Origin of the sequence: Kitasatospora sp. NPDC056076 (assembly GCF_042266305.1) — a bacterium.
In the GTDB taxonomy this organism is placed as follows: domain Bacteria; phylum Actinomycetota; class Actinomycetes; order Streptomycetales; family Streptomycetaceae; genus Kitasatospora.
In genome coordinates, this window is record NZ_JBHJWG010000009.1 from 63248 (window position 1) to 80960 (window position 17713).

Below are 17713 nucleotides of genomic sequence, written 5' to 3' on the forward strand. Positions count from 1 at the left end.
GCGTGTTACGTGACTCGCGAGTAGGTTCAGTATTTGAGCGGCAATTGAGCTTCGCCGTCCGGTCCGGCAATATGGATCACCCACTCGTCTATGGGAATGACGTGAACCGCATAGCCATGCCGCCGGAGGCGCGGCGTAGCCTTGTTCCGTGCGTTTCGTGATCCTGCCGCCGCCGGTCCGCTAGCGGGCGGCGCACCGATCGGACCCGGCCGGCAGGCAGCGCCCCCGGCGCCGGGGCGATGACCGCCGCCCGCGTACCCCGCGGACCTGAACCGGCGAGCCATCGTGGAGTACCGACGCATGACCTCCTGCACCGCCGTGCCGTTCCGGCACGGCCTGTTGTCCATTTCCGCCGCCGCCGTCGCCTGGGGGGCGGGCGGAGCCGTGGCCGCGCTGCTGATGCGCACCAGCGGGCTCGGCCCGGTGGCCGTCTCCTGCTGGCGCTTCGGCGTCGCGGCGCTCTGTCTGGCACTGCTGCCCTCGGGGGCCGGGCGGGCCTCCGGCGGCGGGCGCGGCTCCGCCGTGCTGACCGGCCTCGGGCTGGCCGTCAGCCAGTGCGCCTACTTCGCCTCCGTGCACTGCGCGGGGCTGGGGCTGGGCACCCTGGTCACCATCGGGGCGGGGCCGGTGCTCACCGGCCTCGGCGGGCACCTGCTGCTCGGCGAACGCCTCACCGGGCGGGCGGTGGCCGCCGTCGCGCTCGCCCTCGGCGGGCTGGCCCTGCTAGTGGCGTCCCCGGCCGCCGGGCCCCGGCCGGTGCTGGGCGTCGGCCTGGCGGTGGTCGCGGGCGCGGGCCAGAGCGGGCTGACCCTGTGGGCCCGGGCCGGCGGGTCGGCCCGGGCCGACCGGGGCGCCTTCGTCACCGGCCTGCTCTGCCTGCTGCCGTTCGCGGCCTTCCAGGGCGTGCTGCCCAGCACCGGGCAGCCGGCGCTGACCGGGGGAGCGCTGCTGTTCCTCGGGACGGTGCCCACGCTGCTCGCCTACCGGTGGTACTTCTCCGGGCTGACGGCCGTCCCGGGCACCACCGCCTCGGTGCTGGTGCTGCTGGAGCCGGCCACGGCGGCGGTGATCGGCGTGCTGTTCCTCGGCGAGCCGGTCACCGCGGGCCTGGTGGCCGGTTCGGCGCTGCTGCTGGCCGCGATCGCGGCCCTGGCCCGCGTGTAGCGGGCGGCGCGGGCGGCGTGGCGCGGCGGCGTGCACCCGGGCGGGCGAGCTGTGGTCGCCAGGGGCGCGCCGCCGTGCTGTCGTGGGCCGCATGATGACCTCACGCGCGGCCCGGGTGGCCGTCACGACCGCGACCGCCGTCCTGCTCGCCGCCGGGGCCGCGGCCCCCACCGCCTCGGCGGCGGGGGCCGCCCGGCGCGACGTCACCGCCGCCACCTGCCGGGCCGCGGGCGGGCATGTCGAGGGCAGCGGCTACTGCGTGGACGCCGGTGGGGTGGACGCCTGGGGGGCGGAGATCGACGGCCAGGCGGTCAACCCGAACCCGCGCCCCGGGTTCGAGTGACCCGGCCGGTTCACGGCACCGGCCGGAGCGTCACCGGCGCCGGGGTCAGCGCCCGCAGCACCAGGTCGATCCTGACCTTGGCGGCGCCGGCCCGGTGCAGGGCGGCGGCGACCGCCCGCAGCTCCTCCGGCCCCGTGCAGGCGAGCCGCAGCTCCAGGTCGGCGTCCCCGGCGAGCGCCAGGCCGCTCTGGACCGCCGGGAACTCCGCCGCGAGCCGGTCGAAGTCCAGCGGCACCGGCCCGTGGCTGATCCGGGCGATGGCGTGCAGCGCCCGGACCTGCTCCGGACGGCCCGGAGCGGGTTCGAAGCCGTCCGGGACGAGCTGTAGCGGGGCCGTCACCGGTGCTGGAGGCGGGCGGTCGGGGTCGCGGTCGGGGCCGTGCCGGGGGCGGCCCCGACGGTGGCGGGGGTGGTGACCGGCGGGGCGACCAGCCCCGGGTCGAGCACCAGGGTGTCGACGCCGAGCGGCCGGGTGAGGTTGCGCAGCGCGGCCTCCCCGAGTTCGGTCCAGGCCTGGTCCGGCCCCAGGAGGGCGGCGAGGGCCTCGGGGCTGGAGAAGCCGACGGCGCAGCGGACGCCGTTGCGCATGCGGAAGAGGCGGAGGGCGGCGGTGCTTCCGGTGCCGGTGGTGGTGACCGGAACGTGCCAGACGACGCAGGCCATGCGGATGCTCCCGAGTGGGGTGGTGGTTGCTGCCGGAACTGCTCGTCCCGACGCTAGGCCGGGTCCTGCCGGACCGCGCCGGTCCTGACGCAGCGTTGACCGAATGGGGTGGTGCGTTGACGCACTCCTGACACCCGGCTCACCCGATTGGACTACACCAGTCCCGCGTCGGCCCGAACTCGGCCCGAACGGTGTCGTACAACCGCCCCAACCCCGCCCGTCCCGTACGGCTCCGGAGCGCTCCGCTTGCCGTGCGCCGCGCACCGGACCACGGTGGATCCGGCCGCCGGTCGCGCCCCGCGCGGGCTCCCGGATCCGACCGGCGCGCGCTCCGGGGCGGGGGGAGGTGGAGAGTGGGGCCCGGGACGAGATATCTTGACGTCAAGACGTTGGAGACGTGAAGCGGAGTTTCGATGACTGACTCGACCATCATCTATACGCACACCGACGAGGCTCCGGCCCTGGCGACCTACTCGTTCCTGCCGGTGGTCCAGGCGTACGCCTCGACGGCGGGCGTCCGGGTGGAGACCCGTGACATCTCCCTGGCCGGGCGGATCATCGCCAGCTTCCCGGAGCGTCTGACCGAGGCCCAGCGGATCGGCGACGCCCTGGCCGAGCTCGGCGAGCTCGCCAAGACCCCGAGCGCCAACATCATCAAGCTGCCGAACATCTCGGCCTCGGTGCCGCAGCTCAAGGCCGCCATCGCCGAGCTCCAGGCCCAGGGCTACGCCCTGCCGGACTACCCGGACGAGCCGCGCACGGCCGAGGACGAGGACGTCCGCGCCCGCTACGACAAGGTCAAGGGCAGCGCCGTCAACCCGGTCCTGCGCGAGGGCAACTCGGACCGCCGGGCCCCGCAGTCGGTCAAGAACTACGCCAAGACCCACCCGCACCGGATGGGCGCCTGGAGCTCCGACTCCAAGACCAACGTCGCCACCATGGGCGAGAACGACTTCCGCTCCACCGAGAAGTCCGCCGTGATCGCCGCCGACGGTGCCCTGCGCATCGAGCTGGTCGGCCAGGACGGCGCCACCACCGTGCTGCGCGAGAAGGTCCCGGTGCTGGCCGGCGAGGTCGTCGACGCCTCGGTGATGCGCGCCGCCGCCCTGAACGACTTCCTGGCCGCCCAGGTCGCCCGGGCCAAGGCCGAGGGCGTGCTGTTCTCGGTGCACCTCAAGGCCACCATGATGAAGGTCTCCGACCCGATCGTCTTCGGCCACGTCGTCCGCGCCTTCTTCCCGCAGACCTTCGCCCGCTTCGGCGACGCGCTGGCCGCGGCCGGCCTGAACCCCAACAACGGCCTCGGCGGCATCCTGGCCGGCCTGGACGCGCTGGAGAACGGCGCCGAGATCAAGGCCTCCTTCGAGGCCGAGCTGGCCGAGGGCCCGGCCCTGGCCATGGTCGACTCCGACAAGGGCATCACCAACCTGCACGTGCCGAGCGACGTCATCGTCGACGCCTCGATGCCGGCCATGATCCGCACCTCCGGCCACATGTGGGGCCCGGACGGCCAGGAGGCCGACACCCTCGCGGTGCTGCCGGACAGCAGCTACGCCGGCGTGTACCAGGCCGTCCTCGACGACTGCCGCGCCCACGGCGCCCTGGACCCGGCCACCATCGGCTCGGTCCCGAACGTCGGCCTGATGGCCCAGAAGGCCGAGGAGTACGGCTCCCACGACAAGACCTTCGAGATCGCGGCCGCCGGCACCGTCCGCCTGGTCGACGCCGAGGGCAACGTGGTGCTGGAGCAGGCCGTCCAGCCCGGCGACATCTTCCGCGCCTGCCAGACCAAGGACCTGCCGATCCAGGACTGGGTCAAGCTGGCCGTCACCCGCGCCCGCGCCACCGGCGACCCGGCCGTGTTCTGGCTGGACGCCGAGCGCGCCCACGACGCCGTGCTGATCGAGAAGGTCAAGGCGTACCTGCCGCAGCACGACACCACCGGCCTGCAGATCGAGATCAAGTCCCCGGTCGAGGCCACCACGTTCTCGCTGGAGCGCATCCGCCGTGGTGAGAACACCATCTCGGTCACCGGCAACGTCCTGCGCGACTACCTGACCGACCTGTTCCCGATCCTGGAGCTGGGCACCAGCGCCAAGATGCTGTCGGTCGTCCCGCTGATGGCGGGCGGCGGCCTGTTCGAGACCGGCGCCGGCGGCTCCGCCCCGAAGCACGTCCAGCAGCTGGTCAAGGAGAACTACCTGCGCTGGGACAGCCTGGGCGAGTTCTTCGCGCTGGCCGCCAGCTTCGAGCACCTGGCCTCCACCACGGACAACGCCCGCGCCCAGGTGCTGGCCGACACCCTGGACCGCGCCACCGGCACCTTCCTCAACGAGGACAAGTCGCCGAGCCGCCGCCTCGGTGGCATCGACAACCGCGGCAGCCACTTCTACCTGGCCATGTACTGGGCCCAGGAGCTGGCCAAGCAGACCGCCGACGCCGAGCTGGCCCAGGCCTTCGACGCGCTGGCCAAGGCGCTGACCGAGCAGGAGAAGGCCATCGTGGACGAGCTCATCGCCGTCCAGGGCTCGGCCGTCGACCTCGGTGGCTACTACCAGCCGGACCCGGCCAAGGCCGCGGCCGTGATGCGCCCGTCGAAGACCTTCAACGAGGCGATCGCCAACCTCGGCTGACACCCTTCGGGTTGACGCACCGGGAGGCCCCCGGGACCGCTGCGGCGGGCCCGGGGGCCTCCTCGCATCTCCACCGGGCCCGCCGGGCCGCCGGACCGGGCGGCGGGTGCCCGTGGCCCGGTCAGGCCAGGCCGAGCACCACTCCCGCCCCGGTCAGCAGCAGGACGGCGGCGCCGTTGGCCCGCGGCAGGGCGAGCGCGGTGCCGACCGCCTCGCGCAGCAGCTGGTACGGGCCGTGGGCGAGCGGACCGTCCGCGCCGAGCACCCGCGCGGGGGCGCCGGCCCGGCGCGCGGCCAGGGCGGAGCGGACGGTGTGGAAGCCGCTGGTGATGACGGCGCAGCGGTAGCCGGGGTGCTCGGCGGCCATCAGGGTGGCGCTGAACCGCAGGTTCTCGGCGGTGTTCACGGCCCGCTCCTCGCGCCGGATCCGCTCGGCCGGGACGCCCCGGGCGACCAGGTAGCGGGCCATCGCGCCGGCCTCGGTGCAGTCCTCGTGCGGGCCCTTGCCGCCGGTCACCAGCAGCAGCGGCGCGTGCCCGGCGGCCTCCTCGGCGGCGAATCGTTCCAGCGCGGCGTCCAGCCGGGCCGCCAGGGTCGGCGCGGGCTCGCAGCCGTCCAGCGCGGCCCCCAGGACCACCAGGTAGTCGGCCCCGGCGGGCACCGGGCGGCGGCGCTGGAACAGCGCGCAGCCGAGGAAGCCGAGCAGCCAGAGCAGGACGTACCCGCCGAGCAGGACGGCGGGGAGGAACAGGGCGTGCATACCCCTCGAACGCGCCCGGGGGAACGACCGTTCCACGACATGACGGAGCCCACGTCCTCCGGGGGCGTGGGCTCCGGGGAGGGCGTGGGCTCCGGGTGTTCCGGGCGGGCCGGGTGGTCTGGGCGGGCCGGGTGCTGCGGGCGGGCCGGGGCTCAGCCGGCGTCGGCCGCCGGGGTGGCGGTGGGCGCGGCGGCCGGGGCGGCGGCCGGGCGCTGGCCCTTCTTGTGCAGCGAGGCCAGGTAGGCGTTGTACGCCTCCAGCTCGGCGTCGCCGGTGCGCTCCTCGGAGCGGTCCCGGCGGCGGGCCTGCCGCTGCTCGGAGCCCATCCACTGGTAGACCAGCGCGATCAGCACGATCGCGGTCGGGATCTCGCCGAACGCCCAGGTGATGCCGCCGGCCAGCTTCTGGTCCTCCAGCAGGTCCGTGCCGGGTGGTGCGCTCTGGACGGTGAAGGTGGTCACCAGCGGGTGGCTGGCCATCATCACCGCCACGCCGAAGAAGGCGTGGAACGGCATCCCCATGAACAGCTCGATGATCCGCATCACGTGGCCGGGGCGGTGCGGGCCCGGGTCGACGCCCATGATCGGCCAGAAGAAGGCCAGACCCGTCATGAGGAAGTGCACCATCATGAAGATGTGCCCGAGGCGGTACTGCATCAGGAAGTCGAACGCGGGGGTGAAGTAGACCCCGTACAGGCTGGCGATGAACATCGGGATGGTGAACGCCGGGTGCGAGATCACCCGGACGTACCGGCTGTGCAGCAGCGCCACCAGCAGCTCGCGCGGACCGCGCGGCCGGCCCTTGCCCGCCGGGCGCAGCGCGCGCAGCGCCAGCGTGATCGGGGCGCCGAGCAGCAGCAGGATCGGCGTCAGCATGGACAGCACCATGTGCTGGATCATGTGCGCGCTGAACAGCACCATGCCGTAGTCGTTCAGCCCGCTGCAGGTGACCAGCAGCAGGCTGGCGACGCCCGCGACCCAGCCGATGACCCGACCGATCGGCCAGCGGTCGCCGCGCCGGTACAGCCGGACCACGCCGGTCAGGTACAGCGCCAGCGCGACCAGGCCGCCGAGCAGGAACACCCAGTCCGGGGACCAGGTCCAGACGTTGGAGAGGGTGAACGGGCCTAGTGGGGTCATCCCGCCGTGGTGGTGCATTCCTGACATTCCGTCGCCCATCGGCGGGTCCCGCTTTCCGTCATTGTGGTCCCCGCTGGGGGTCCGGTTCGCCCGTTTTGCTTGGCATACAGCCTAGGTGGGCCTTACCCCGGGCGTGCCGCCGCCCCCTCCGTACGGGTGGCCCGGCCGGTGGGCGGGGCGGTGGGCGGGGCGGTGTCGGGCGAGGGTTCGGGTGGGCCGGGCGTCGCTAGACTGACCGGCCGGTCGGCAGGGAGGAATCAGGCATGGCGGCGGCACAGCGGCCCGTGGTCGCGCTCACCGGGGCCACCGGGTTCATCGGATCGGCCGTACGGGAGGCCCTCGCGGCGCGCGGCGTGCCGGTGCGGGCCCTGGTGCGCGGGGAGCCCGTCGCGGACGGGCACACCGCCTGGGTTCCCGGCGACCTCGCCGACCGTTCCGCACTGGACGGGCTGTGTGCGGGCGCGGGGGTGCTGCTCCACCTCGCCTCCCGGGTCGCCGGCGGCGAGGAGGAGTGCGCGGCCGTGAACGACCAGGGCACGGCGGCCCTGATGGCGGCGGCCACCCGGGCCGGGATCGGGCGGATCGTCCACCTGTCGACCACGGCGGTGTACGGCGGGGGCCCGCACACGGACCTCGGGGTCGGCGGGGCGCCGACCGCGCCGCTGTCGGCGGCCAGCCGCACCCGGCTGCTCGGGGAGGGGCACGCCCTGGCCGCCGGTGCCGCGGTGCTGCGCCCGGCCCTGGTCACCGGGACGGGCGACCGCTGGGTGGTGCCCGCGCTGGCCGAGCTGGCCCGCAGGGTCCCGGGCCGCTGGGCGGGCGGCGCGGCCCGGCTCTCCCTGGTGGACCGGACCGACCTGGCCCGGCTGATCACCGGGCTGGCCCTGGACGCCCCGGAGCGGGTGACGGGCGTCCACCACGCGGCCCACCCGGAACCGGTCCGCAGCGGCGAGCTGCTCGACGCCCTCGCCGGGCTCGGCCTGCTGCCCGCCCAGGACGGCCCGGCGCTGTCCTGGGCGCAGTGCCGCCGACGGCTCGCCGCCGCGCCGGGCCCGGTCTCCGAGCGCCAGTTCGCCATGGTCGCCCGCGACCACTGGTACCGCAGCGACGCGGTCTGGCGCCTTGCCGCCTGCCCGCCCGGCCCGGGCCCGCTGGCCCGCCTCGCCGGGGCGGCGCCCTGGTACCGGACGGCGCTGGGGCTGTAGGGCGTCGCAGGGTCGTAGGGCGGGACAGGGTTGTAGAGCGGGTCGGCGCCGCAGGAGTGCGTCAGGGCTGGAGGCGGCGGGCCCGGGCCTCCAGGAAGCGCTGCTCGGCGAGGCTCGCGGTGGCCTTGGCCGCGCGGCGGTAGTGGTCGTACGCGGCCGCCCGGTCGCCGGAGCGTTCCAGCAGGTGGGCCCGGACCGAGAGCAGCCGGTGGTGGTCGGCCAGGCGCCGGTCGCCGTCCAGGGTGGCGAGCAGGTCGAGGCCGGCCCGCGGGCCGTTCAGCTCGGCGAGGGCGACGGCGCGGTTGAGGGTGACCATCGGGTTGGGGGCGATCCGCTCCAGGATCAGGTAGAGCGCGTGCACCTGGGCCCAGTCGGTCCGGTCCGCGGTGGCGGCGTCGGCGTGGGTGGCGGCGATGGCGGCCTGGAGCTGGTACGGGCCCAGGGCGGGGCCGGCCAGGGCGGCCTTGGCGAGGGCGGTGCCCTCGTCGAGCAGCGGGCGGTCCCAGCCCGTGCGGTCCTGTTCAGCCAGCGGGACCAGGTCGCCGGTGGCGGTGGTGCGGGCGGCCCGGCGGGCGTGGGTGAGCAGCATCAGGGCGAGCAGCCCGGTCACCTCGGAGTCCTCGGGCAGCTGGGCGTGCACGATCCGGGCCAGCCGGACGGCCTCCTGGGCGAGGTCGGTGCGGTGCAGCTCACTGCCCGAGGAGGCGGTGTACCCCTCGTTGAAGATCAGGTAGAGCACGTGCAGGACGACCCGCAGCCGTTCCTCGCGCTCGGCGCCCTCGGGGAGGGCGAAGGAGCTGCCGGCGGCCCGGATCCGCTGCTTGGCCCGGCTGATCCGGGCCGCCATGGTGGCTTCCGGCACCAGGAAGGCGCGGGCGATCTCGGCGGTGGTCAGGCCGCCGACGGCGCGCAGGGTGAGCGCGGTCTGGGAGGCGGCGGTGAGCGCCGGGTGGCAGCACAGGAACAGCAGCACCAGGGTGTCGTCGGTGTCCGGCACGTCCTCGGGCAGCACCTCGGCGGCCGTGGTCGCGTGCTCGCGCTCGCGGCGGGCGCGGTCGCTGCGGATCCGGTCGACCAGCCGCCGGGAGGCGACCGTCACCAGCCAGCCGCGCGGGTTGTCCGGTACGCCCTCCTCGGGCCACTGCACGGTGGCGGCGAGGACGGCCTCCTGGACGGCGTCCTCGCAGCCCTCGAAGCGGTCGTACCGTCGTACCAAGGTGCCGAGGACCTGCGGCGTGAGTTCACGCAGCAGGCCCTCGAAGTCCGGTGCCGTCATGCCTCCAAGTGTCCGTCGGAGAACATCACCTGGCGCACCTCGACGCCCAGCCCCTCGATCGCCGCGTCCGGGATCCGCGCGGCCAGTTCGACGGCCCGCTCCTTGTTGTCGCAGTCGAGCAGGTAGAAGCCGCCCAGGAACTCCTTGGCCTCCAGGTACGGGCCGTCGGTCACCACCGGCCGGCCGTCCCGGACGGTGACCACGGCGGCCTGCGACGGGTCGACCAGCGCCTGGGTGAGGATCAGTTCGCCGGAGGCCTTCAACTCCTCGATGAACGCGCCGTGCCCGGCGCCGATCGCGGCCTTCTCCTCGTCGGTCAGCGCGTCCAGCACGGCCGGGTTGATGTGCAGGCTGATCAGGAACTTCATCGCGTCCTCCTCGTCGTGGGCGGGCCCCGTGCGGGCCCCTCGACCGTACGGTCGGAGCCGGGGCCGCCGTCTTGACATCCCCGTCGGAGAAATCTCCCACGGGTTTCGTCGCCCCCCTCGGGTCTCTCCCATCCGTCGGGTCTCTTCCCGTCCCCCGGGCCTCTTTCCGTCCCCCGGTGCTCCGACGTCAAGAAGTCCCCGGCCGCTCCGACCGACCGGTGCGGGGAACCCGCGACGAGAGACGACGAGGAGCACGCGATGAGAGCCGACCGGGCCCGGCTGGGGCTGGCCCTGCTGATGCTGCCGACCCTGGTGGTCGCGATGGACATGACGGCGCTGCTGCTCGCCCTGCCGAGGCTGAGCGCGGACCTGGGCGCCTCCGCCGTCGAACAGCTGTGGATCAGCGACGGCTACGGGCTGATGGTGGCCGGGCTGGTGATCACCATGGGCACGCTGGGCGACCGGATCGGCCGTCGACGCCTGTTGCTCATCGGCGCGGCGGCCTTCGCGGTGCTGTCGGTGGTCGCCGCCCTCGCGGTCGACCCGCTGATGCTGATCGTGGTCCGGGCCCTGCTGGGCGTCGCCGGGGCCACGCTGGCGCCGTCCACGCTGGCGCTGATCACGAACATGTTCCGGGACGACCGCGAGCGCGGACGGGCCGTCGCCGTCTGGGCGACCTGCCAGTTCGCGGGCGGTGCGCTGGGGCCGGTGCTGGCCGGACTGCTGCTCCGGTCCTTCTGGTGGGGGTCGGTGTTCCTGGCCGCCGTCCCGGCGATGGCGCTGCTGCTGGCCGCCGGGCCGTTCCTGCTGCCCGAGTTCCGTGGCGAGGAGGTGGGGCGGCCGGACCCGGCCGGGGTCGGGCTGTCGCTGGCGGCGGTGCTGCTGGTGCTGTACGGCGTCAAGCAGTTGCCGGTCGGGGGCGCGACCGGCGTCCCGGTGGCCGCCCTGCTGCTCGGCACCGGCGTCGGCTACCTCTTCGTCCGGCGTCAACGGGGGCTGGAGCAGCCGCTGTTGGACCTGCGGCTGCTGCGCAACCGGCCGTTCGCGGCGGTGCTGGTCTCGCTGGTGCTGGCCGGGACGGCGATGGCCGGTACCGGACTGCTGGTCACCCAGTACCTCCAGAGCGTGCTGGGCCGCTCGCCGTTCGCCTCGGCCGTGCTGTTCGCGCCGATGGGCCTGGCGGTGGCGGCCGGCACCCTGGCCGCGCCGCGGCTGCTCGGCCGGGTGCGGCCGACCACCGCGATCGCCGGCGGCCTGGCGCTCTCGGCGCTGGGCGCCCTGCTGCTGGTCGCCGTGGACGGGGGTGCGGGCTCGCTGCCGCTGGTGATGACCGGCATCGCGGTGCTGGCGCTCGGCACCGGGCCGCTGTTCGCCCTGGGCACCGGGCTGGTCCTCGACTCGGTGCCGCCGGAGCGGGCGGGCTCGGCGGCGGCGATGTCGGAGACCGGCAACTACCTCGGCGGCTCGCTCGGCTTCGCGGTGCTCGGCACCGTCGCCGTCGCGGTCTACCGCGACCGCACGGGCGGCGGCCCCGACTCGCCGGCCGCGGCGGTCGAGGCGGCCCGGCACCTGCCCGCCGAGCAGGGCGCCGCGCTGCTGCGCGGCGCGCGCTCGGCGTTCACGGCCGGGCTGCAGGTGAACGGGCTGATCGCCGCCGCACTGTTCGCCGGGCTCGCGCTGCTGGCCCTGGCGGTGCGGCCGGCGGTACGGCCAGCGGGGGGAGTGGCCGGGGAAACGGCAGGGGAGGGGGCCGTGGAGGAGGCCATGGAGGAGGCCGGGGAAACGGCCTCTACCCGGCCCGGGTGAACGGCCGGTGCGGGGGCGGCGGTGGTGTCCGCCGCTTCCCGGCGGGCGGTAATGATCATGGAGTGATCCTTGGTAGCGTCGGTCGCGGTGCCGCTCAACTGCGGCTCAGCACCATCGACATGAGAGAGCATCACATGGCCCCCAGGACCATCCGCCGTGCCGTCATCCCCGCCGCCGGGCTGGGCTCCCGCCTGCTGCCGCTGACCAAGGCCACCCCGAAGGAGATGCTGCCGGTCGGCGACAAGCCGGTGATCGAGCACACCGTGCGCGAGCTGATCGAGAGCGGCATCACCGACATCACCATCGTCGTCAACGGCGACAAGGGCCTGATCCAGGAGCACTTCCGCCCCAACCCGGTGCTGGTCGAGCAACTGCGCCGGGACGGCAAGGCGGCGTTCGCGGACGCGGTCGAGGAGGTCGGGGAGCTGTCCCGCAAGGGGCACATCAGCTACCTCTACCAGCACGGCCCCTACGGCAACGGCACCCCGGTGCTCAACGCCGCCCGGCACTTCGGGGACGAGCCCTGCCTGGTGCTCTGGCCGGACGACGTGTTCGTCGCCGAGGTGCCCCGGGCGCAGCAGCTGATCCGGGCGTTCGAGCAGACCAACGCGCCGGTGCTGGCGCTGATGCCGATGGCGCCCGAGGACTCCTACCGCTACGGCGTCCCGGTGGTGAAGGAGGACCTCGGCGGCGGGTCGCTGCGGATCACCGGCCTGGTCGAGAAGCCCAAGCCGGCCGACGCCCCCTCCGGGTACGCCGCCATCGGCGGGTACGTCATCACCCCCGGCATCGTCGACGAACTGCGCGAACTCACCCGCCGCTGGCACGAGAAGCCCGAGGACGAGGTCTACCTGACCGACGCCATCAACGCCTACGCGGCCCGCCGCGCCGTGTACGGGCAGGTCATCGCCGGCACCTGGTACGACACCGGCAACCCCGCCGCCTACCTGCGGGCGCAGTTCGCGGCGGCCCTCGCCAACCCGGAGTACGGGCACGAACTGCGGCAGCTGGCGGCGGAGTTGGCCCCGGCCGAGTAGGCGGGCCGGGGCCGGGGTCGCTTCCGGTCAGCTCCGGTCGTGGTCCCCGGTGGCGCCGTCGGTGAGTTCGCGCAGGATGTCCAGGTGCCCGGCGTGCCGGGCGGTCTCGGTGGCCATGTGGATGAGCACCCAGCGCAGCGAGACCGTCCGGCCCGACCAGGAGGTGCCGGTGGACTCCAGGTCGAGCTCCCCGATCACCTCGTCGGCGGCGGCCCGGGCGCGGGCGTAGAAGGCCAGCACCTCCGCCGTCGACTCGTGCGGCTCGATCCGCATGTCGGAGCTCTCGTCCGCGTCGAGGTCGAACGGCAGCGGCCCGGTCTCCCGGCCGAAGGTCTCCCGGAACCAGCCGAGTTCGGCGCCGGCCAGGTGCTTGACCAGGCCCAGCAGGCTCGTCCCCGACGGCGTCATCGGCCGCCGCAACTGCTCGTCGTCCAGGCCCTGGACCTTCCACACCACCACGTCCCGGTGCCGGTCCAGGGCCGTGTGCAGGCTTTCCTTCTCGCCGCCGGTGAACGGCACGGTCTTGATCATGCGCGGGACGCTAGCAGACCCCTCCGCCCCCTTCGGTCAGGGCCCGGGGACGAGGGTGTTCTCGTTGGTGCGGCCGGCGGCGTAGTCGTCGATGTTGCGGGCGGTGGCGTCGATGATCTGGCCGACGGCGGTGCGGGTGAAGTAGGCCTGGTGGCTGGTGACCAGGACCTGGGGGAAGGTGACGAGGCGGGCGAGGACGTCGTCGGTGATGCCCTGGACGGAGCGGTCGGTGAAGAAGACGCCGGTCTCCTCCTCGTAGACGTCCAGGCCGACGCCGGAGAGGCGTCCGGCGCGCAGGGTCTCGACCAGGGCGGCGCTGTCGATCAGGCCGCCGCGGCTGGAGTTGACGAGGATGGCGTCGTCCTTCATCCGGGCCAGGGCGGCGGTGTCGATCAGGTGGTGGGTGGCCGGGAGCAGCGGGACGTGCAGGCTGACCAGGTCGGCGCGGGTGAGGAGTTCGGGCAACTCGGTGTAGTGCATGCCGAGTTCGCGGCAGGCCGGGTTCTCGGCGATGTCCCAGCCGAGGAGTTCGGTGCCGAAGCCGGCCGCGATCCGGGTGAAGCACTCGCCGATCTTGCCGGTGCCGATCACGCCGACGGTCATGCCGTGGACGTCGCGGCCGAGCAGGCCGTCGAGGCGGAAGTCGAACTCCCGGGTGCGGGTGGCGGCGCGGGTGAGGCGGCGGTTGACGGCGAGGGCGAGCGCCCAGGCGTGTTCGGCGACGGCGTACGGGCTGTAGTGGGAGACCCGGGCGACGGTGAGGCCGAGGTCGGCGGCGGCGTCGAGGTCGATGTTGTTGAAGCCGGTGGAGCGCTGGGCGATCAGCTCGGTGCCGCCGGCGGCGAGGACGGCCAGGGTGTCGGCGTCGAGGACGGCGTTGACGCTGCTGCTGACGGCGGGGTGGCCGGCGGCGAGCGGGGCGGTGTCGCGGTCGAGGAACACGTCCAGGCAGCGCAGTGCGTGCCGGCCGGCGAAGGCCCGTTCCAGCAGCGGCCGTTCGTCGGCCTGCACGCCGTACGCCAGGATCTCCATGCGTCGTCCTTCCGGGGAGGGCTCCTGGGGCCCACGCTAACGGGGCGGTGGCCGGAACGCCCGCCGGGCGCACGGGAGCCCCCGGCGGCTGCCGGGGGCTCCGGAACGGGCGGGAGGGGCGGCGGTCAGAGGACCGTCTCGGCCTCCTGGTAGCGCTCCTGCGGGACGGTCTTGAGCTCGGCGACGGCCTCGGCCAGCGGCACCAGGTTGATGTCGGTGCCCTGGAGGGCGGTGATGTGCCCGAAGGCGCCCTTGTGGACGGCCTCGACGGCGTGCCAGCCGAAGCGGGTGGCGAGCACCCGGTCGTAGGCGGTGGGGGTGCCGCCGCGCTGGGTGTGGCCGAGGATGACCGGGCGGGCCTCCTTGCCGAGGCGGTGCTCCAGTTCGCGGGAGAGCTGGGTGGCGATGCCGGTGAAGCGCTCGTGGCCGTAGATGTCCCTGCTGCCCTCCTCCCAGTGCATGGTGCCGGGCTCGGGCTTGGCGCCCTCGGCGCAGACCACGATGGCGAACTTCTTCTGCCGGTCGAAGCGCTCGCGGACCACGGCGGTGAGCTTCTCGATGTGGAAGGGGCGCTCCGGGACGACGATGGCGTGCGCGCCGGCGGCCATGCCCGCGTTCAGCGCGATCCAGCCGGTGTGCCGGCCCATGACCTCGACGACCATGACCCGCTGGTGGGACTCGGCGGTGGTCTTCAACCGGTCCAGGGCCTCGGTGGCGACCGAGACGGCGGTGTCGAAGCCGAAGGTCACGTCGGTGGCGGCGATGTCGTTGTCGATGGTCTTGGGCACGCCGACGATCGGCAGGCCCGCGTCGCTCATCAGCTTGGCGGCCTTGAGGGTGCCCTCGCCGCCGATCGGGATCACGGCGTCCAGGCCGAGGTCGGAGCAGTACTTCTTGGCCCGCTCGACGCCGTCCCGCAGGTGGCTCGGCTGCACCCGGGAGGACCCGAGGATGGTGCCGCCCTGGGCCAGGATGCCGCTCACCGAGTCGAGGGTCAGGGGGCGGTGGTGCCCTTCCAGGAAACCGCGCCAACCGTCCTCGAACCCGATGATCTCGTCGCCGTGGTCGACCACCCCCCGGTGGACCACGGAACGGATCACCGCGTTCAGGCCGGGGCAGTCACCGCCGCTGGTCAGCACTCCGATACGCATTAGCTTTGCAACTCCCGAGCAGAACCGAGGAACGGCCGGACTACAGGCTGGGACGACGAGCCGTCACCGCGACGAGGCCTTCCCCACCGGGGTGACGGGGAGGTTGCCTCGGGGTGAAGCACCGGCCGGATCCGGACAGAGCATCCGAAAACGGCCGTGAAGTCGAGCATACGACCCCTGGTCCGGCCGGGCAGGAGCCGACGCGGGAGCGGCGCCGTCGGCGCCCCCGCGCGGAATTGCAGCCTGCTGCCGAGGAGGGTGTGCAGCCGGCAGCCCCATTGTCGTACGTCCGGGGCCGCCCGTGGGCCGGATGACCGCATCGCGGGCACCCGGGCGGGGCGGCCCGGTCGTACGACGCGGGGTGCGTCGTGAGGGGTGGGTGACCACGTGGGTCCCACGCGGGTCCCACGTGGTCACTCCCCGGGCACTGCGTGGGTACTACGCGGGGCGCGCCGTGGCGGCGATGCGCTCGGCGCGCAGCGCGTCGTACCAGGTGGTGTCGGCCGGCGGCAGGGCGTTGACGTCCAGGGCCAGCCGGATCAGCATGTCGGCGACGGCGGGGTTGCGGGCCAGCACCGGGCCGTGCAGGTAGGTGCCGAAGACGGTGTCCCGCCAGGCGCCCTCGGTGCCGTCGCCGGTGCCGTTGCCGCGGCCGACGGTGACGTTCGCGAACGGCTGGACGCCCTGGCCGAGGTGGGTGACGCCCTGGTGGTTCTCGAAGCCGGTCAGCTGCGGCAGGCCGAGCCGCGGGTCCACGTCGGCGAGCACGTCGCCGACGCAGCGGGCGCCCTCGCCCCGGGTGGTCCAGACGTCCAGCAGGCCGAGGCCCGGCTCGCGCTCGCCGAGGTCGTTGACGAACTCGTGGCCCATGATCTGGAAGCCGGCGCAGACGCCGAAGATGATCGCGCCGTTCTCGGCGGCCCGCACCAGGCCGCTGTCGGCGCGCAGCCGCTCGGCGGCCAGTCGCTGCGGGCGGTCCTCGCCGCCGCCGATCAGGTAGATGTCCCCGCTGGTGGGGATCGCCTGGTCGGAGCGGACATCGATCCGGGTCACGTTGAGATGGCGCTGGCGGGCCCGGCGCTCCACGACCAGGGCGTTGCCGCGGTCGCCGTAGGTGCTGAGCAGGTCCGGGTAGACCCAGACCACGCGCAGGCTGCTCTCACTCATCCTCGAAGGCCTTCCGTCACGAAAAGACTGGTGTGCGGGCGCGGCATCAGCCGGCCACGACCTTCCGCAGCTGCTGGAAGGCGGTGTAGTTGGCGATGGCCTCGATCCGGCCGGGCGGGGCCATCCGGACGGCCTGCTCCAGGGTGTCCACGACGTGGAACTGCAGCCCGGCGACCTCCAGGCGGACGGCCAGGTCCAGCTTGCGCTGGCCCATCACGAAGATCGGGTGCCCGGCGAGCCGCTCGTAGTCGACGTCCCACAGCCAGGAGGTGTCGGTGCCGTCGGCGTCGAGGGCGTTCACCGAGAGGATCACCGGGGCCGGCGGGCCGTCGATCAGCGAGAAGGTCTCCAGCCAGCCGGCCGGGTTCTTGGCGAGCAGCAGCCGGATGTCCCGGCCCTGGTACTGCACCACGTCGTAGCGGCCGGCCACGGCGGACACCGAGCGCATCCGCTCCAGGGCGACCTGCGGGGAGACGCCGAACACGGCGGCGACGGCGGCCGAGCTGGTGGCGTTGGCCAGGTTGGCCCGGCCGGGCAGCTGCAGCTGGATCGGCCAGGCGCCGCGCTGCGGGTCGATCACGTGGGTGCCCTGGAGCGCCCAGTGCGGGTTGGGGCGCCGGAAGCCGCAGTCCTGGCAGAACCAGTCGTCGCCGGGGCGCTGCATCACGCCGCCGCACGCGGGGCAGGACCAGGCGTCCTCCTTCCACGCCTGTCCGGCGGCCACCCAGACCACCTTCTTGCAGGAGGAGGCGGCCCAGGTCACCAGCGGGTCGTCGGCGTTGGCGATGACCACGGCCTCGGTGTCCTGGAGGCCCTCGCGCCACTTCTCCGCCATCATGCGGGTCTCGGCGGCGCGGTCGAGCTGGTCGCGGGAGAGGTTGAGCAGGGCGATCGCCTTGGGGTGGGTGTCGCGGGCGACCGTCGCCAGGTACTTCTCGTCGACCTCGATCACGCCGAAGCGGGCCTCCGAGCCACCGGCCAGGGCGGACGTGATGCCGGCCGGCATGTTGGCGCCGAGGGCGTTGGAGACCACCGGGCCGGCGGCGCGCAGCGCCTCGGCGATCAGGCGGGTGGTGGTGGTCTTGCCGTTGGTGGCGCTGACCAGGACGACGTCGAGGTGGTCGGCGAGGGTGGCGAGCAGGTCGGGGTCGAGCCTGAGGGCGACCTTGCCGCCGATCACCGAGCCGCTCCCGCGACCGGCCTTGCGGGACACGGCGGCGGCGACCTTGCCGGCCGTGACCGCGATCTTGGCGCGGGCCGGCAGCGAGGCGTCGCGTGCGCCTGTGGGCTCCGATTCGGTGCCTGCCATGCTCAGTGGTTCCTCCTTGCTGCGGCACCACCTGTCGGCCGGATAACGGGCCGTCGGGCGGCGGGGACGGGGCCAGCCTACCGACTCCGTAGCCCGGCCGGACGATCCGGACCCCATGCCGCCAGCTGC

Annotated in this window: 17 protein-coding genes; 6 read left to right on the plus strand and 11 right to left on the minus strand. The window is 74.1% G+C overall.

Annotation, left to right across the window (positions count from 1 at the left end; all coding sequences use genetic code 11):
• Window positions 1-300: 300 nt before the first annotated feature.
• Together ACFC1T_RS10035 and ACFC1T_RS10040 are read left to right on the plus strand one after the other, a co-directional pair.
• Entirely contained in the window at window positions 301-1164 is an 864-nt protein-coding gene (locus ACFC1T_RS10035; RefSeq protein WP_375885947.1) for an EamA family transporter, read from the plus strand.
• 91 nt (window positions 1165-1255) lie between these two features.
• Complete coding sequence (locus ACFC1T_RS10040; RefSeq protein ID WP_360237083.1) at window positions 1256-1507, plus strand: hypothetical protein; 252 nt, start codon at window positions 1256-1258, stop codon at window positions 1505-1507.
• Between the two features lie 10 nt (window positions 1508-1517).
• On the opposite strand, the gene ACFC1T_RS10045 is transcribed toward ACFC1T_RS10040, so the two are convergent.
• Window positions 1518-1847, minus strand: coding sequence for a hypothetical protein (locus ACFC1T_RS10045; RefSeq protein ID WP_375885950.1), 330 nt, complete (start codon window positions 1845-1847; stop codon window positions 1518-1520).
• Window positions 1844-2170 carry an SAV_915 family protein gene (locus ACFC1T_RS10050; RefSeq protein WP_375885953.1) on the minus strand — a complete coding sequence of 109 codons (327 nt, stop codon included), beginning with the start codon at window positions 2168-2170 and terminating at the stop codon, window positions 1844-1846. Before ACFC1T_RS10050 ends, ACFC1T_RS10045 begins: the two co-directional genes overlap by 4 nt.
• Window positions 2171-2583: 413 nt before the next feature.
• Here ACFC1T_RS10050 and ACFC1T_RS10055 point away from each other — a divergent pair, with 413 nt between their 5' ends.
• Window positions 2584-4803: an NADP-dependent isocitrate dehydrogenase gene (locus ACFC1T_RS10055; protein WP_375885955.1), complete on the plus strand. Its 2220-nt coding sequence runs from the start codon at window positions 2584-2586 to the stop codon at window positions 4801-4803.
• Window positions 4804-4924: 121 nt separating this feature from the next.
• Here the strand turns inward: ACFC1T_RS10055 and ACFC1T_RS10060 are convergent, their stop codons facing one another.
• Entirely contained in the window at window positions 4925-5563 is a 639-nt protein-coding gene (locus ACFC1T_RS10060; RefSeq protein ID WP_375885956.1) for a YdcF family protein, read from the minus strand.
• Between the two features lie 152 nt (window positions 5564-5715).
• Window positions 5716-6720: a cytochrome c oxidase assembly protein gene (locus ACFC1T_RS10065; RefSeq protein ID WP_375885958.1), complete on the minus strand. Its 1005-nt coding sequence runs from the start codon at window positions 6718-6720 to the stop codon at window positions 5716-5718.
• A gap of 245 nt (window positions 6721-6965) precedes the next feature.
• Between ACFC1T_RS10065 and ACFC1T_RS10070 the strand changes: the two genes are divergently transcribed.
• Entirely contained in the window at window positions 6966-7907 is a 942-nt protein-coding gene (locus ACFC1T_RS10070; protein WP_375885961.1) for an NAD-dependent epimerase/dehydratase family protein, read from the plus strand.
• 61 nt (window positions 7908-7968) lie between these two features.
• Here the strand turns inward: ACFC1T_RS10070 and ACFC1T_RS10075 are convergent, their stop codons facing one another.
• Complete coding sequence (locus ACFC1T_RS10075; protein ID WP_375885963.1) at window positions 7969-9183, minus strand: RNA polymerase sigma factor; 1215 nt, start codon at window positions 9181-9183, stop codon at window positions 7969-7971.
• On the minus strand, window positions 9180-9551 hold the full coding sequence (locus tag ACFC1T_RS10080; protein ID WP_375885966.1) for a YciI family protein: 372 nt from the start codon (window positions 9549-9551) through the stop codon (window positions 9180-9182). Before ACFC1T_RS10080 ends, ACFC1T_RS10075 begins: the two co-directional genes overlap by 4 nt.
• A 258-nt stretch (window positions 9552-9809) precedes the next feature.
• Here ACFC1T_RS10080 and ACFC1T_RS10085 point away from each other — a divergent pair, with 258 nt between their 5' ends.
• On the plus strand, window positions 9810-11357 hold the full coding sequence (locus ACFC1T_RS10085) for an MFS transporter (protein WP_375885968.1): 1548 nt from the start codon (window positions 9810-9812) through the stop codon (window positions 11355-11357).
• A 134-nt stretch (window positions 11358-11491) separates the two neighbouring features.
• Window positions 11492-12394 (plus strand): UTP--glucose-1-phosphate uridylyltransferase, encoded by a 903-nt coding sequence (locus ACFC1T_RS10090; RefSeq protein WP_375886200.1) that lies wholly within the window; start codon window positions 11492-11494, stop codon window positions 12392-12394.
• Between the two features lie 27 nt (window positions 12395-12421).
• Here the strand turns inward: ACFC1T_RS10090 and ACFC1T_RS10095 are convergent, their stop codons facing one another.
• The 5 genes from ACFC1T_RS10095 to ACFC1T_RS10115 form a co-directional block, all read right to left on the minus strand.
• Window positions 12422-12925 (minus strand): DinB family protein, encoded by a 504-nt coding sequence (locus tag ACFC1T_RS10095; protein WP_375885969.1) that lies wholly within the window; start codon window positions 12923-12925, stop codon window positions 12422-12424.
• A gap of 36 nt (window positions 12926-12961) precedes the next feature.
• Entirely contained in the window at window positions 12962-13957 is a 996-nt protein-coding gene (locus ACFC1T_RS10100) for a 2-hydroxyacid dehydrogenase (protein ID WP_375885972.1), read from the minus strand.
• A gap of 125 nt (window positions 13958-14082) precedes the next feature.
• The gene (locus ACFC1T_RS10105) at window positions 14083-15108 is read right to left on the minus strand and encodes a 6-phosphofructokinase (protein WP_375885974.1); all 1026 of its coding nucleotides are present in this window, start codon (window positions 15106-15108) and stop codon (window positions 14083-14085) included.
• 438 nt (window positions 15109-15546) lie between these two features.
• Entirely contained in the window at window positions 15547-16275 is a 729-nt protein-coding gene (locus tag ACFC1T_RS10110) for a type 1 glutamine amidotransferase (protein ID WP_375885976.1), read from the minus strand.
• Window positions 16276-16321: 46 nt separating this feature from the next.
• Entirely contained in the window at window positions 16322-17584 is a 1263-nt protein-coding gene (locus ACFC1T_RS10115) for a MurT ligase domain-containing protein (RefSeq protein WP_375885978.1), read from the minus strand.
• Window positions 17585-17713: the final 129 nt, after the last annotated feature.